The sequence below is a fragment of the Pseudobacillus sp. FSL P4-0506 genome (assembly GCF_038003025.1).
GTDB lineage: Bacteria > Bacillota > Bacilli > Bacillales > Domibacillaceae > Pseudobacillus.
The window spans coordinates 1,674,602-1,688,956 of the sequence record NZ_JBBOOI010000001.1; the positions used below are offsets into that span (position 1 = coordinate 1,674,602).

Annotated in this window: 15 protein-coding genes; 14 read left to right on the plus strand and 1 reads right to left on the minus strand. The window is 42.4% G+C overall.

Annotation, left to right across the window (positions count from 1 at the left end; translation table 11 throughout):
• Positions 1 to 69 precede the first annotated feature (69 nt).
• From MKZ02_RS08220 to MKZ02_RS08240, 5 genes are all read left to right on the plus strand, one after another.
• Entirely contained in the window at positions 70 to 1,521 is a 1,452-nt protein-coding gene (locus MKZ02_RS08220; protein WP_120033692.1) for an aldehyde dehydrogenase family protein, read from the plus strand.
• Positions 1,522 to 1,600: 79 nt separating this feature from the next.
• Entirely contained in the window at positions 1,601 to 1,858 is a 258-nt protein-coding gene (locus tag MKZ02_RS08225; RefSeq protein ID WP_120033689.1) for a DUF1294 domain-containing protein, read from the plus strand.
• Positions 1,859 to 1,872: 14 nt separating this feature from the next.
• A complete protein-coding gene (locus MKZ02_RS08230) occupies positions 1,873 to 2,361 on the plus strand; it encodes a dUTP diphosphatase (protein ID WP_340852960.1) in 489 nt (162 codons plus the stop codon).
• Between the two features lie 76 nt (positions 2,362 to 2,437).
• On the plus strand, positions 2,438 to 3,523 hold the full coding sequence (locus MKZ02_RS08235) for a M42 family metallopeptidase (protein WP_120033685.1): 1,086 nt from the start codon (positions 2,438 to 2,440) through the stop codon (positions 3,521 to 3,523).
• Positions 3,524 to 3,561: 38 nt separating this feature from the next.
• The gene (locus MKZ02_RS08240; protein WP_340852961.1) at positions 3,562 to 3,813 is read left to right on the plus strand and encodes a hypothetical protein; all 252 of its coding nucleotides are present in this window, start codon (positions 3,562 to 3,564) and stop codon (positions 3,811 to 3,813) included.
• Positions 3,814 to 3,959: 146 nt separating this feature from the next.
• On the opposite strand, the gene MKZ02_RS08245 is transcribed toward MKZ02_RS08240, so the two are convergent.
• Positions 3,960 to 4,397 carry a YueI family protein gene (locus MKZ02_RS08245; RefSeq protein WP_120033681.1) on the minus strand — a complete coding sequence of 146 codons (438 nt, stop codon included), beginning with the start codon at positions 4,395 to 4,397 and terminating at the stop codon, positions 3,960 to 3,962.
• 363 nt (positions 4,398 to 4,760) lie between these two features.
• On the opposite strand from MKZ02_RS08245, the gene MKZ02_RS08250 reads away from it, so the two are divergent.
• From MKZ02_RS08250 to MKZ02_RS08290, 9 genes are all read left to right on the plus strand, one after another.
• Entirely contained in the window at positions 4,761 to 6,581 is a 1,821-nt protein-coding gene (locus tag MKZ02_RS08250; protein WP_340852964.1) for an assimilatory sulfite reductase (NADPH) flavoprotein subunit, read from the plus strand.
• A 25-nt stretch (positions 6,582 to 6,606) separates the two neighbouring features.
• The gene (gene cysI, locus MKZ02_RS08255; protein ID WP_406909333.1) at positions 6,607 to 8,325 is read left to right on the plus strand and encodes an assimilatory sulfite reductase (NADPH) hemoprotein subunit; all 1,719 of its coding nucleotides are present in this window, start codon (positions 6,607 to 6,609) and stop codon (positions 8,323 to 8,325) included.
• A gap of 130 nt (positions 8,326 to 8,455) precedes the next feature.
• Positions 8,456 to 8,773, plus strand: coding sequence for a hypothetical protein (locus MKZ02_RS08260; protein WP_120033677.1), 318 nt, complete (start codon positions 8,456 to 8,458; stop codon positions 8,771 to 8,773).
• A 238-nt stretch (positions 8,774 to 9,011) separates the two neighbouring features.
• Positions 9,012 to 9,518 carry a DUF1648 domain-containing protein gene (locus tag MKZ02_RS08265; RefSeq protein WP_340852966.1) on the plus strand — a complete coding sequence of 169 codons (507 nt, stop codon included), beginning with the start codon at positions 9,012 to 9,014 and terminating at the stop codon, positions 9,516 to 9,518.
• 77 nt (positions 9,519 to 9,595) lie between these two features.
• On the plus strand, positions 9,596 to 10,270 hold the full coding sequence (locus MKZ02_RS08270; RefSeq protein WP_340852969.1) for a response regulator transcription factor: 675 nt from the start codon (positions 9,596 to 9,598) through the stop codon (positions 10,268 to 10,270).
• Entirely contained in the window at positions 10,260 to 11,675 is a 1,416-nt protein-coding gene (locus tag MKZ02_RS08275) for a sensor histidine kinase (RefSeq protein ID WP_340852970.1), read from the plus strand. Before MKZ02_RS08270 ends, MKZ02_RS08275 begins: the two co-directional genes overlap by 11 nt.
• A 229-nt stretch (positions 11,676 to 11,904) precedes the next feature.
• A complete protein-coding gene (locus MKZ02_RS08280) occupies positions 11,905 to 12,117 on the plus strand; it encodes a hypothetical protein (RefSeq protein ID WP_120033671.1) in 213 nt (70 codons plus the stop codon).
• 206 nt (positions 12,118 to 12,323) lie between these two features.
• Positions 12,324 to 13,532 carry a S1C family serine protease gene (locus tag MKZ02_RS08285; protein WP_120033669.1) on the plus strand — a complete coding sequence of 403 codons (1,209 nt, stop codon included), beginning with the start codon at positions 12,324 to 12,326 and terminating at the stop codon, positions 13,530 to 13,532.
• Between the two features lie 103 nt (positions 13,533 to 13,635).
• A complete protein-coding gene (locus tag MKZ02_RS08290; protein WP_340852972.1) occupies positions 13,636 to 14,304 on the plus strand; it encodes a hypothetical protein in 669 nt (222 codons plus the stop codon).
• Positions 14,305 to 14,355: the final 51 nt, after the last annotated feature.

The window sequence follows — 14,355 nt, forward strand, 5'->3', positions numbered from 1 at the left end:
AGAACGGCCAAAATAGTTAATATGCAAGGAAGAGCATAAGCAGAAAACAAGGAAAAAGGATGGGATGAGATGTACAAAAACTGGGACAAACAATTTATCGGTGGAGAATGGAAAGAAGGAAACAGCCAAACGGTCTACGCAGATAAAAACCCTTACAATGATGAAACATTAGCAGAAATTCGATTGGCTAACAAAGAAGATATCGATGAAGCATATCGTGCGGCAGAGAAGGCGCAAAAAGAGTGGGAACAGGTCAATCCTTATCAAAAGGCAGCCGTCATTGAAAAAGCCGTCGAGTTAGTAAAAGCAAGAAGAGAAGAAATCGTTCATATTTTAGTGGAGGAAAATGGAGCCTCTTATACAAAAGCAAATATTGAAGTAGATGCAGCGATTGGGATTATGAAAGAGGCGGTTACCTTTCCTGTTCGTATGCAAGGTAGAATTATGCCCTCTGTGATCCCTGGAAAAGAAAACAGGATTTATCAGAATCCCGCAGGAGTCGTTGGTATTATTAGTCCTTTTAACTTTCCATTTCATTTAACGATGCGTTCACTTGCTCCCGCTTTAGCAGCAGGAAATGGAGTAGTCCTGAAGCCTGATTTGCAAACAATGATTTCAGGCGGCCTCTTTATGGGAGAAATTTTTGAAGAAGCAGGCATCCCGAAAGGATTGTTAAACATTACTGTTTCTAGTTCTTCAGAAATTAAAGATGCTTTTGTTGAACATCCAATTCCGCGGATTATTTCATTTACAGGTTCTACTTCTGTGGGCCGTCATATTGGAGAATTATGCGGAAGGCATCTTAAGCGTGTTGCCTTGGAATTAGGTGGCAATAATGCAATGATTGTATTAAAAGATGCCGATATTGGGAAAGCAGCTGGCTCTGCAGCCTTTGGCAAGTTTCTCAACAGCGGGCAAATATGTATGTCTTTAAACCGGATTATTGTGGAGAGACCTGTCTATGAAGCATTTTTAAAAGAATTTGTAGATAAAGCGTCGCAAATTAAATATGGAAACCCGAAAGATAAAGAGGTCGTGGTAGGTCCTCTTATTAACCATAAGCAAGTAGAGCGCATTCAAAGGCTAATTGACGAAAGCTTGGCCAAGGGAGCTAAATATGCTCTGCAGGGAGAGGTGAAAGGAAGTGTATTTGCCCCTACGATCCTTACAGATGTAACAAATGATATGCCGATTGCTCAAGAGGAAATATTTGGCCCAGCGGTAGGCATTATTGTAGTGGAAAATGAAGAAGAAGCAATCCAAGTCGCTAATGACAGCGAGTATGGACTGAGTGGCGCGGTGCACGCTGGATCGATTGAACACGGAGTAGAAGTGGCAAAAAGAGTAGTGACCGGAATGATTCACGTGAATGACCAGGGAGTGAATGATGAGCCGATCGTTGCCTTTGGCGGTGAAAAAGCTTCCGGGTTGGGCCGATATGGCGGAGAATGGGCTCTTCATGAATTTACGACAACAAAGTGGATATCCGTTCAAACAAAGGCAAGAGAATATCCGTTTTAATGTGACCATATAAAAATGATCTTTCTTCCATGCACATCCTCACTCTGTCCGGACTTTTTTGTTAAACTAACAGAGAGGAGTGAAGGGTGTGCTTATTTATTTTGTTCTTATTAACCTAATTAGCTATATTGCAATGGGAAATGACAAGCGAAAAGCGAGGCAGGGAAAATGGCGGACACGCGAGAGTACACTGTGGCTGTTGGCGCTTATTGGAGGAGCGATCGGCAGTTGGGTAGCCATGCAGACACATCGTCACAAGACGAAGCATCCTTCGTTTAAGTATGGGATGCCTGTCTTAGCGCTTATTGACCTCAGCCTGCTTATTTACTTTTCATGAATGGAGGAAGAAAGATGGATTTAGCTAAGTTGTTCCGCATGCAGCGGGCGCTCGATGGATATATTGAAGCGGAGCATGGCCTACAAGAAGCGGACTTGTTCGATAAAAAGGTACTTGCTTTGCTTGTTGAAATTGGCGAACTTGCCAATGAGACACGCTGTTTTAAATTTTGGAGTCTAAAAAAACCAAGTGCACGTGAAGTGATCTTGGAGGAATTTGTGGATGGCGTGCACTTTATTTTATCACTTGGCCTGACATGTTCTTTAGAGCAAGAGGCAACTGCAGAGGATAAACAAGCGGAAGGCTCAATAACCGACCAGTTTCTACTCGTCTATGAGGCTGTTCAATCATTCAAGCAGGAAAAATCAGCGGAGGCATATCAGCAAATGCTTCAAGAGTACTTTACACTGGGCGGCCTGCTCGGATTCTCGGCGGAAGAAGTGGAAAAAGCATATGTTTCGAAAAATGAAGTGAACTACGAGCGGCAACAGCAAGGATATTAAGCGGTAATTTTTGTATATATCTGAAAAAATACGTATAATGAAAACGGATCCATATTTTTTATAGGAGGAATGATGTATGGCGAAAATGGACGAAACATTATCGATGCTCAAAGATTTAACGGACGCTAAAGGGATTGCTGGAAATGAGCGTGAAGCCCGCGCCGTTATGAAAAAATACATAGAGCCGTTCGCGGATGAAGTAACGACAGATAATCTCGGCAGTTTAATTGCCAAAAAGTCGGGTGCACAGAACGGACCAAAGATTATGGTTGCCGGCCACTTGGATGAAGTTGGCTTCATGATCACACAAATTGATGACAAGGGGTTTCTCCGCTTTCAAACAGTCGGCGGATGGTGGAGTCAGGTCATGCTTGCCCAGCGCGTGACCATTGTGACGAGAAAAGGTGACATTACGGGAGTCATCGGTTCTAAACCACCTCATATCTTATCTCCTGAAGCGCGTAAAAAGCCGGTAGATATCAAGGATATGTTTATCGACATTGGTGCCTCCAGCAAAGAGGAAGCACAAGAATGGGGTGTGCGTCCGGGCGACATGGTCGTGCCTTATTTTGAATTCACGGTAATGAACAATGAAAAAATGCTGCTTGCCAAAGCGTGGGATAACCGTATCGGTTGTGCGATTGCTATTGATGTCATGAAATATGTTAAAGGCAAACAACATAAAAACACAGTATATGGCGTTGGAACTGTACAGGAAGAAGTAGGATTGCGTGGAGCGAAAACATCTGCTCAAGCCATTCAGCCGGATATTGCATTTGGCGTGGATGTGGGCATCGCTGGTGATACGCCAGGAGTCTCCAGCAAAGAGGCGATGAGCAAAATGGGCGATGGTCCACAGATTATTCTGTATGACGCCTCCATGGTTTCCCATAAAGGGTTACGTGATTTCGTAACAGATGTAGCGGATGAATTAAATATTCCTTATCAATTTGATGCAATGGCAGGTGGCGGAACAGATTCAGGTGCGATTCATGTGACCTCAGGCGGAGTACCAAGTTTGTCCATTACGATTGCTACCCGCTACATCCACTCACACGCAGCGATGCTTCACCGTGACGATTACGAAAATGCTGTCAAACTTATCGGCGAAGTCATCCTGCGATTGGATCAGGAAACCGTCGACAAAATTAAGTTTGACTAATAGAAAAGCGGAAGGCGCTCGCCCAGCGCGATAGGAGGTTGGAGGGCTCGACAAGGAGGCGTTTTTTAGACTCCGACAGAGAGACCGAAACCGCCGTACGCGCTAGCGCCAGCAGCTGGACAATAAGAAAAGCGGAAGCGGCCGTTTATCGGCGACAAGCACAAGACGAGCCAGCCAGAAGTTTGTTCTTTAACCTTCTGATTGGATGGGCTTGTGACCTCGAGCCGATGGTCGCTGCAGCTGGACAAAGAAAAGCGGAAGGCGCTCGCCCAGCACGTAAACCGGACTGAGTGGCTCGTATTTTAGAGGAAGCGGTTCATTAATCTGTTAAAGCGGCCCAGTAAAACTATTTAACCCTGTTCTCAATCAAAAAAGCTGTCATGTGTTTTCATGACAGCTTTTTTATGGATACGCCTAAATTTGTATAAGAAGCTTGTTATTTGCGCCTCAGCCAATTAAAAAAGGAGGCAAGCTTATTTTTTTTTACGCTTTTTTGTTGCTTTTGCGGTCTAGAAAGATAAATCTCCTCTTTATCGATAGCATAGTCATAAGCAAAAACTAGCCCGATGTCTGTATCATGGGTTTTGTTAATGACGATCGTATAATCGATCCTGTGCTTTTCGGCAGCGGTAATATATTTCTTTAAATAAGTAATGTCAATGGAGCCGTTTAAGTACAGTTTTGCCTGCGGATGTTTCTTTATCAACTCAATGAACTCCGGATAAACCTCCGCTTCCCTTACCTGGCTCTGCCGGAGTGCAGCTATTATTCTTTCTCTCAATGTGCCAAGAAACTTCCGCCGCTCCTCTGGGTTAATTTCTTTTTTGCCGTACATCCCTTCTTGTAAAATATCCTCTACACTTTTTTTAGTCATCATCTAACTCCTTGTATTTTAATAATATAATAAAGAATATGCGCCTATCTTTAAATTGGGGAGTGATCGAGTTATTCATTTTCTAACGTGTAGCATTGAAAGGCAAAAAAGTCAAAATAATTGGAGAAAACCACAAGGTGCGGACATAAAACCTACTTGACATATAGGATTAATGAATATATTATAAAACTTAATCATTAAGACGCTGATATGGCTTCTTTTTACTAGTACATAGCCGCGTCAAAAAAAAGGAAATTGTTTTGCTCATTCCTTTTGTCGCTTTTCTGATTGTGGCGAATACAATCATTTATCCTTCGAGGCTAAATGATTGATCATCTATATTCCTTTGTGAGGTGGATATCATTGCAACTTCAAGTAATGAACAGTCCTTTTAGTCAGGAGCAGTCGGAGCTCCTTAATCGTCTTTTATCAACGCTGACGGAACCCCAAAAAATGTGGTTGAGCGGATATCTTGCCGGAATGGCTGGTACTGTTTTGCCACAAGTGACAGGAAGCGAACTTGTCCCTCAACAAAATGGTTCGGCCCTGTCTAAGGAAGTGACTGTTCTTTTTGGTTCTCAGACAGGCAACGCCCAGGGGCTTGCTGAGAATGTAGCAGCTAAGCTAAAAGAACGTGGATTCCAAGTAACTCTTGCTCCAATGAATGAATTTAAAGCAAATAATATTAAAAAAGTTCAAAATCTTCTGCTCTTGGTAAGTACTCATGGAGAAGGAGACCCACCGGATAACGCCCTTTCATTCCATGAATTTCTTCATGGAAGACGGGCTCCCCAGCTGAAGGATTTACGTTTCTCTGTCCTATCCTTAGGCGATAGCTCGTATGAATTTTTCTGTAAGACTGGGAAAGATTTCGACAAACGTTTAGAGGAATTGGGCGGTCAGCGCCTTTATCCGCGCTTTGATTGTGATTTGGATTATGATGAACCTGCTGCCGAGTGGCTGGAAGGCGTCCTAAGCAGTTTAGGTGAAGCAAAAGCTGAGGAAGCTGTTTCTCCACTTGCTTCAATAGGAGCGGGAACATCGGCAGGCCAGTCGGTCTACTCACGGACGAATCCTTTTAAGGCCGAGGTTCTTGAAAATATTAATTTAAATGGACGCGGTTCAAATAAAGAAACGAGACACATTGAACTATCGCTTGAAGGGTCAAATCTTGAGTTTGAACCGGGAGACAGCTTAGGTATTTATCCTGAAAATGATCCGGAGCTGGTTGATTTAATCATCGGGAAAATGAATTGGAATCCTGATGAAGTGGTCACGCTGAACAAGCAAGGAGAAACACGTTCATTGCGTGATTCACTCCTCTCTTATTATGAGATCACAGTGCTGACGAAGCCGCTTATTCAAAAAGCAGCTGAACTTACTTCAGATCATCAACTGCAGCAGCTAGTAGCACCAGGACAAGAGGAAGACCTACGAACTTACATTGAAGGACGGGATCTGCTTGATCTAATCCAAGATTTTAGCTTTGAAGGCATAACAGCTAGCGCATTTGTTTCGATTTTGCGTAAAATGCCGGCCCGGCTTTATTCCATTGCCAGCAGCTTAAGAGCGAATCCTGATGAAGTACACTTGACGATTGGAACCGTCAGATACGATAGTAACGGACGCAGCCGTAAGGGTGTATGCTCCATACAATGTGCTGAACGGGTTCAGCCTGGGGATTATTTGCCAGTTTATATTCAACGCAATCAAAACTTTAAGCTGCCAGCAAACCCGGATACACCGATTATTATGATTGGACCTGGCACAGGAGCAGCTCCATTCAGATCGTTTTTACAAGAACGAGAGGAGCTGGCTGCTCAAGGGAAAACATGGTTATTCTTCGGTGATCAGCATTTTGTAACGGATTTTCTCTATCAAACAGAGTGGCAGCAATGGCTCAAAAAAGACGTTCTAACGAAAATGGACGTTGCTTTCTCACGTGATACAGAGGAAAAAGTCTATGTCCAACATCGCATGCTAGAACAGAGCAAAGAGCTTTATCAATGGCTTGAAGAAGGAGCAGTCATTTATATTTGCGGCGATGAAAAAAATATGGCGCATGACGTCCATGAAACACTGATTCAAATTATTGAACAGGAAGGCGGCAGAAGCCGGGAGCAAGCAGAGGCTTATCTTGCTGAGATGCAGCAACAAAAGCGTTATCAGCGCGATGTATATTAAGCCTTGAGGGGAAGGAGTTAGGAAAATGATCGAAGAGAAAGTATTAAAGGCGCCAGAAGGTCCTCCAAGTGATGTCGAACGAATAAAAAGAGAGAGCGATTACTTGCGTGGCACACTTGCAGAAACGTTGGCAGATCCCATTACCGCAGGCATTCCTGATGATGATAATCGACTGATGAAATTCCACGGCAGCTATTTGCAAGATGACAGGGATTTACGAAATGAACGGGAGCGCCAGAAGCTTGAGCCCGCTTATCAATTTATGGTGCGCGTGCGTGCGCCAGGTGGAGTGGCAACAGCAGAACAGTGGCTTGCCATGGATGACATTGCTCAAAAATATGGCAATGGCACACTTAAATTAACGACTCGCCAAGCATTTCAAATGCATGGAATTCTAAAGTGGAACATGAAGAAAAGCATCCAGGAAATTAACGCAGTGCTAATGGATACATTAGCCGCTTGTGGAGATGTGAATCGAAATGTTATGTGCAACCCTAATCCTTATCAGTCCGAAATTCATTCAGAAGTGTATGAGTGGTCACGAAAATTGAGCGAATACCTTTCGCCGCGTACGAGAGCGTACCATGAAATCTGGCTTGATGAGGAAAAAGTGGCAGGCACTCCGGAAGAAGAAGTAGAACCGATGTATGGAGCGCTTTATTTACCCCGAAAATTCAAGATCGGCATCGCGGTTCCGCCTTCCAACGATGTAGATGTCTTCTCCCAGGATCTTGGTTTTGTGGCAGTGGTAGAAGAGGGAAAACTAGCTGGATTCAACGTGGCGATTGGCGGCGGAATGGGGATGACCCACGGCGACAAAAACACATATCCGCAGCTGGCTAGAGTGATTGGCTTCTGTACGCCGGAAAAGATTCTTGACGTAGCTGAAAAAGTAATCACTATTCAACGTGATTACGGTGACCGCTCTGTTAGAAAGTATGCCCGCTTTAAGTATACAGTTGACAGATTGGGACTGGAATCTATTAAACAAGAGCTTCATAAACGATTAGGGTGGGAGCTTGAAGAGGCACATTCTTTCCACTTTAATCATAATGGGGATCGCTATGGATGGGTAGAAGGAAGCGATGGAAGCTGGCATTTTACCTTATTCATTCAAAATGGCCGTGTAGCTGATATAGAGGGATATCCACTCATGACCGGCTTAAGAGAAATTGCTAAAGTTCATACGGGTGATTTCCGTTTGACGCCGAACCAAAATCTTGTCATTGCTAATGTGTCGAATGAGAAAAAAGATCAAATTGTGGAGCTGATTAAGAAATACGGACTTACAGACGGCAAGCATTATTCAGCATTACGCAGAAATTCAATGGCCTGTGTGGCTCTTCCAACGTGTGGCCTCGCCATGGCGGAAGCAGAACGTTATCTTCCTAGTTTACTTGAAAAAATTGAGGACATTGTAGAAGAGAGCGGTTTGCATGAAGAAGAGATCACGATCCGTATGACGGGATGTCCGAATGGTTGCGCTCGTCCAGCTCTGGCTGAAATTGCCTTTATCGGCAAATCTCCTGGAAAGTATAATATGTATTTAGGAGCCGGTTTTTCAGGAAACCGCCTGAGTAAGCTTTATAAAGAAAATGTTGGGGAAAAAGAGATTTTGGCGTTGCTTCGTCCGATTCTCTCTCAATATGCTAAAGAGCGTCAGGAAGGCGAACGCTTTGGAGATTATGTGATTCGGGCTGGCATCGTTAAAGAAGTTCATTCCGGTACTGATTTCCACGCTTGACAGAAAAAATGCAAAATCCGCACGTTATAAAATTTTTAAAACAAAGCAGGATGCCGTCTGGGCATCCTGCTTTGTTGTGTGATACCCATGAGGCGGAATAATTGGTACAATTAATAAAAAAGGAGAAAATATGCAAATCTATAGTTTGTCATCTGTCATCTTTTCTTTTATAGGGATGTTATTTGTCGGTCTCTCTTTTATTTTAAGCAACTTTGTGGAGTATTTGTTTGCTGTCGGAATGATTTTTTTGCTCGTTGGCGCTTTTGTCAGTTTGAAAGCAATGACTTATCAGGAAACAGGATATGTGAAATTTGTGAGCATGGCTGTATTTTTTCTCACCCTTCTCATTGTGGTGATGGTGGCACCTTTCCATATTGTCCGGCTGTTTACATGGGTAAAAAACTGGCCAATGATTGAAGAGCTGTTTTTAAGAATGAAAAAGACATGAAAAGAAAAAGGAATAAAAAATCCGGAAAGAAGAATGTTGATTGCGGATTGTTAACTGATAAGCACTTTGTAGGATGGACAGGTTGTTTAGAAAAAAGAAATGAATAGTGTCACCTTGTTGTCAAGAATGCAGCAGACAGCGGCTATCATTTTATGAAGAAAAACGGATTGTAACAAAATAAGCTAAGCTAGATACGGTTTTAAGCATCCGAGAATGAGCATGACAAAGGAGGAAGTAAATGACTGATAACAACCAATTAGCCAAAACAATGTTTGAAAAAGTCTCTACTGTTGTTTCGCTGCTATTTATCCTTGCTAATGTCATCTATTTGTTTACACAATGGAGCCAATTGCCTGAACAAGTACCCATTCATTTTAATGCCAAAGGAGAAGCGGACGGCTGGGGAAGCAAAGGGATGATCTGGTTTCTTCCCTTCATCACTTTTATTCTTTGGGCAGGTATGACAGTTTTGGAACGAAAGCCGAGTCTTTATAACATTCCTCATCTAACAGAGGAAAATAAGGACCAAATGTTTGCTAATACTAGACTTATGCTAAATACCATTAAAACGGAGATTATTCTTTTTCTTATCTATACTAGTTGGCAAAGTGTTCAATGGTCATATGGAAAGGAAGTAGGATTAGGCTATTTTGAACTGCCTGTCTTTCTAGTTGTTCTATTTGGCACGCTTGGTGTATTTCTTTATCGAAACCGTAAAATAAGAAAATGGGGCAATGAACTGTAAGAAAGATAGGCGCCATTTTCACTTGTTTTTCATTAAAAGGGATTAGCATAAAAAGAGAAGAGAAAGGAGGAGACAACATGAATATCCTCTTAGCTGAAGATGATGAGCAGCTTGGCGAATTAGTTGCTTTTATGCTAAAGAAAAAAGGAGGCTACCGGGTAGAGTGGGTAAAGGAGGGGGAGGACGCTTATGACTATGCAGCTGCTTCCCATTATGATGTATTAATACTCGATTGGATGATGCCAAATGGAAGCGGAATAGACGTATGCCGCCGTTTACGAAAAGAGGGTTATTCGGGAGCGATACTCATGTTGACAGCGAAGGATACAGTGGAAGATCGGGTGGAAGGGCTTGATTCGGGTGCAGATGATTATCTCATCAAGCCGTTTGAAATAGATGAATTACTTGCACGGCTGCGAGCGCTATCCCGAAGAAATTATGCGCCAATCTTGGAAGAAACATTAGCGATTCAGGACCTTCTTCTTAACAGAACGAGCCAAATGATTCACTATGGTGATGAAAGTATTCAGTTAAGCCCGCGTGAATTTCAATTGTTAGACTTGCTTGTTCAAAACAAAGGGCAGGTGTTGCCGCGTGAAGTGATTTTAGACCGGATCTGGGGATACGATGCGGACGTATCTACAAAAACGATAGATGCAACCGTGAAGCTGCTGCGGAAAAAGCTAGACATCGTAGGAAAACAGCACCTCCTTCATAGCATTAGAGGGGTTGGTTACAAAGTTGAAAAATAAGAGTTTTTTGCGGCGGAAACATCAACAAGCTGATATCTTTAAGAATACACAATCTCGGCTTACTTTTTTCTATAGCGGTTTAATGGTATTGTTTCTCTCGTTATTCGTTATTATTGTTTATTTTCTAGTATATATAATTGTTTTAGAGGACCAAAAAAAAGAGCTTGGAGAGCTAACTCACCACGAATCGAGAATTATTTTAGATTATTTGGCAGACAATGCGATAAAAGAATTGCAAGGCCTTGAAAGTCAACAAATTGTTTTAGCTGGAGTCGATCAGTTTTTTTATTATGTAGTGGATACAGATGGAGACCTTATTATGGGACAGGAAACCATTCCTCAGATTCGCCCGGATTTATTGCAGCTTTTACAAGGTTGGATTCCGAGAAAAAATGACGTCCGTGAAGAAACACTACAGATCACTTTTCCGAAAAGAGAAGAAATAGGAAAAGGCCCGCATCGCATAGGAGATTCGCAAACAGTCAAGTTGATGATTGATGGACGGCCGCTTTTTTATAACGGACAGTTTATTGGGATGCTGTATATCGGAAAAGATATTTCATTTGCTTATCATTTATTTAAATGGCTCCTTGTTATTCTTACTTTGTTAGCTGTTTTGTTTTTTGGCATTGCTTTGTTTATTAGTCGGTATATGTCAAAGAAAGCGATGATTCCAATCTCTAAGGCATTTGCCCGTCAACAGGAATTTGTCGGTGATGCTTCACATGAATTGCGCACACCATTGAGCATTATGCTGTCATCAATTAATGCTATGGAAATGACGGATTCAATGAACGAAGATCCATTTGCTCGTAAGTTGCTCGTCAATATGAAGACTGAAGTGAAACGAATGACGAAGCTAGTGAGTGATTTATTGACACTTGCCCGCACAGATTCGGGAATGATGGAAAGACAGCAAGAGACGTTCGATTTTTTCAAGACTGCTGAAAAAGTGGTTGGATCTGTTCAGTCACTCGCACAGGCAAAGCAAATCAGGCTGCATTTTGAGGCGTCTCCATCCATCCAGGTGAACGGTGATAGCGAAAGGCTTACTCAGCTTCTCTACATTTTGCTTGATAACGCAATTAAATATACGCCAGACGGAGGTGAAATTTCTCTTCTCTTAAAGGGGCAGAAAAAGGAGCTGACTATAATTGTAGAAGACACAGGTATCGGTATTCCTTCTGATGATTATGATCGTATCTTTGATCGCTTTTACCGTTCTGACAAATCAAGATCAAGATCGATGGGAGGCTATGGGCTAGGGCTCGCCATTGCTAAGTGGATTGTCTCTACTCATGGAGGCTCTATTGAGGTGGATAGCAAGCCTGAGCAAGGGAGTGTATTCACCGTGCGCCTGCCAATACGTGCCGAGGAGGAGAACGAGAAGCATTTTTCATCATAGAATTAATTTAAACGGAGGTTCTACAAGAATCTCCCTGTTTTATGTGTTTCTCTACTACTCTAGCATTTAGAGCAATGAGCTCTCCTTTGGTTTAGACCATTCTCCTTCAAGTGAGCGCTCTTTATTCAGTATTTAATAGGTAATTTTTTAGCTTTTAGAAAATAAAATTGATAAAATTGGAATTGGCATATTAAATAAGGATGATTCATCCAATTACTGGAGGTATTTGATGTTCAATAATGCATTGTTTGCGTCGGAAGGGATGATTGTTTTTCTTACTCTTCTACCTATAGTTATTAATATAATCCTTGTTGGATTCGGCATTTATTTCGCTATACAAGTGATTAAGTTTATGAATGCAAAGCTAAAGCTTGATCGGGAAAGGAATGAAAGGCTTAGCGAACTGCTTAAAGATGCCGGCCAATCTAAAGAAATAGAGTAGATTTTTTTCCTTTATGAAAGCCGTATAGTGATTCATCCTATACGGCTTTTAAAGATGCATACACCCCTAATTTTCCCCCCGTTGACCTTCCCAACCATCCTTCCTATGTAATTTATTTATTTTTATCTTTTCACCGTCTTTTCACCATTGTTTTTTAACATCAGTAATAGGTAAAAAAAGAGGACAGTGAAAAGGAGAGAGTAGATATGTATGATGAGACAAATGAAAAAAACAAGAGAAAAGGGATACTTCAGCCGCTTATGACTTCGTTTACCGGTGCCATTGCCGGTGGGGTTGCAGTCTTATATTTATCGCCAATTCTTGGAGTAAATGGAGAGGTGCCGGCTGTGGATAAAGAGAAGGCCGCTGTTGTGGAGAATGATCAAGCTGCTGGTTCTGACCTAAATATACAGCCAACAGCGGCTTCCTCTACCAGCTTGGTCAGTGCGATTGATACAATCAATGAAGCCGTCGTGGGCGTAGTGAATCTTCAACAACAGTCAGCAAGCTTTTTTCAGGAAAATGGAAATATCGGAGAAAATGAGCAAGAGGCTGGTACTGGTTCTGGAGTTGTCTTTAAAAAGTCTGGTGCTAATGCCTTTATCGTGACAAACAACCATGTCGTTGAAGGAGCAGATAAGGTAGAAATAGTGCTTAATAATGGAAAGAAAGCGACAGCGGAAATTGTCGGAACCGATCCATTGACAGACTTAGCCGTTCTTAAAACAGACAGCAGCATTATCACCAAAGTAGCCAGCTTTGGTGAATCATCGAAGCTTAAGCTCGGTGAACAAGTAGCCGCAATCGGCAATCCGCTTGGCCTCGACTTGGCAAGTTCAGTAACACAGGGGATTGTGAGCGGGAAGGATAGAACTATACCTGTCTCTACATCAGAGGGACAGTGGGATTTAAATGTTATTCAAACAGATGCCGCTATTAATCCTGGCAACAGTGGTGGCGCCTTAATTAATAGTTCTGGACAAGTTGTCGGTATTAATAGCATGAAAATTGCAGAAAGCGGCGTGGAAGGATTAGGGTTTGCTATTCCAAGTGAAGATGTGGTTCCAATTATTGATCATCTACTGAAAGATGGAAAAGTGAAAAGACCGTATCTCGGGGTTAGCCTGCAGGATGTCGGTGATCTTCCTGCTACTGTACTGCAAAGCCAGCTTGATCTACCTGCAGATGTAAAGGAAGGAATAGTAATTGCCGCGATAGAGACCTCTTCACCCGCAGCAGCAGCTGGCCTTCAGGCTAAAGATGTGATCCAGTCAGTCAATGGGACGAAGGTTAGCGATACAAGCGACTTTCGAAAATATCTCTATTCCAAAGCGGAAGTAGGAGAAAAGATTAAAGTAGGATTGTATCGGAATGGCCAGCAAATGAGCATAACCTTAAAGCTTAATGAAAAATAAAGTAGCGAAAAAGTAGTCGTCCCATTGAATTTTCACCATCTTTTCACTATTGACGGATAAAGTAAATGTTGTGTCAGCCCCATTCATAAAGGAGGAATTTATAATGAAGAAAAACAAAGTATTCAGTTACGTAATGACAGGAGCTTTATCTTTAAGCATCTTAGGAGGAGCAGGAGCATCAGTATTGGCTGCTACCAATTCATCCTCATCGGTGTCTACGGTTCAGCAGGGAACAAATGCAAAAGCTTCGGAAGATCACACAACGGAGAAAAAAGTAAAAATGATCATGGATCAACTTAAATCTGATTTAGTTGAGCTAGGCGTGAAGATACCGGAAAGAGGAGACAAGGGAGACCTGTTTGCCAACCTGGATCAAGCAACGAAGAAAAAAACCGAAGCCATTATGGAAAAGGAACGAGCGGGGACGATTACTCGTGAAGAGGCCCACGCGCAGCTTGAAAAACTGGGTGTGAAGATGCCGGAAAGAGGAGACAAGGGAGACCTGTTTGCTAACTTAGATGAAGCAACAAAGAAAAAAGCCGAAGCCATTATGGAAAAAGAAAGAGCGGGAACGATTACTCGTGAAGAGGCCCATGTGCAGCTTGAAAAACTAGGGGTGAAGATGCCGGAAAGAGGAGACAAGGGAGACCTGTTTGCCAATTTGGATGAAGCAACGAAGAAAAAAGCGGAAGCCCTTATTGCCAAAGCAAAGGAGCAGTTAGCGGAATTAGGAGTCGATCATCTTCCCTTTGAGAAACACAAACTGAACTGATAAGTAAATACTATGTGAAGAACCGCCTGGAGATTCTCCAGACGGTTCTTT

Coding starts and splice junctions, on each gene's coding strand:
- MKZ02_RS08220 (WP_120033692.1), top strand. CDS start 70: ATGTACAAAAACTGGGACAAACAATTTATCGGTGGAGAATGGAAAGAA.
- MKZ02_RS08230 (WP_340852960.1), top strand. CDS start 1,873: ATGGATTTAGCTAAGTTGTTCCGCATGCAGCGGGCGCTCGATGGATAT.
- MKZ02_RS08235 (WP_120033685.1), top strand. CDS start 2,438: ATGGCGAAAATGGACGAAACATTATCGATGCTCAAAGATTTAACGGAC.
- MKZ02_RS08245 (WP_120033681.1), bottom strand. CDS start 4,397: ATGACTAAAAAAAGTGTAGAGGATATTTTACAAGAAGGGATGTACGGC.
- cysI (WP_406909333.1), top strand. CDS start 6,607: ATGATCGAAGAGAAAGTATTAAAGGCGCCAGAAGGTCCTCCAAGTGAT.
- MKZ02_RS08260 (WP_120033677.1), top strand. CDS start 8,456: ATGCAAATCTATAGTTTGTCATCTGTCATCTTTTCTTTTATAGGGATG.
- MKZ02_RS08265 (WP_340852966.1), top strand. CDS start 9,012: ATGACTGATAACAACCAATTAGCCAAAACAATGTTTGAAAAAGTCTCT.
- MKZ02_RS08270 (WP_340852969.1), top strand. CDS start 9,596: ATGAATATCCTCTTAGCTGAAGATGATGAGCAGCTTGGCGAATTAGTT.
- MKZ02_RS08280 (WP_120033671.1), top strand. CDS start 11,905: ATGTTCAATAATGCATTGTTTGCGTCGGAAGGGATGATTGTTTTTCTT.
- MKZ02_RS08285 (WP_120033669.1), top strand. CDS start 12,324: ATGTATGATGAGACAAATGAAAAAAACAAGAGAAAAGGGATACTTCAG.
- MKZ02_RS08290 (WP_340852972.1), top strand. CDS start 13,636: ATGAAGAAAAACAAAGTATTCAGTTACGTAATGACAGGAGCTTTATCT.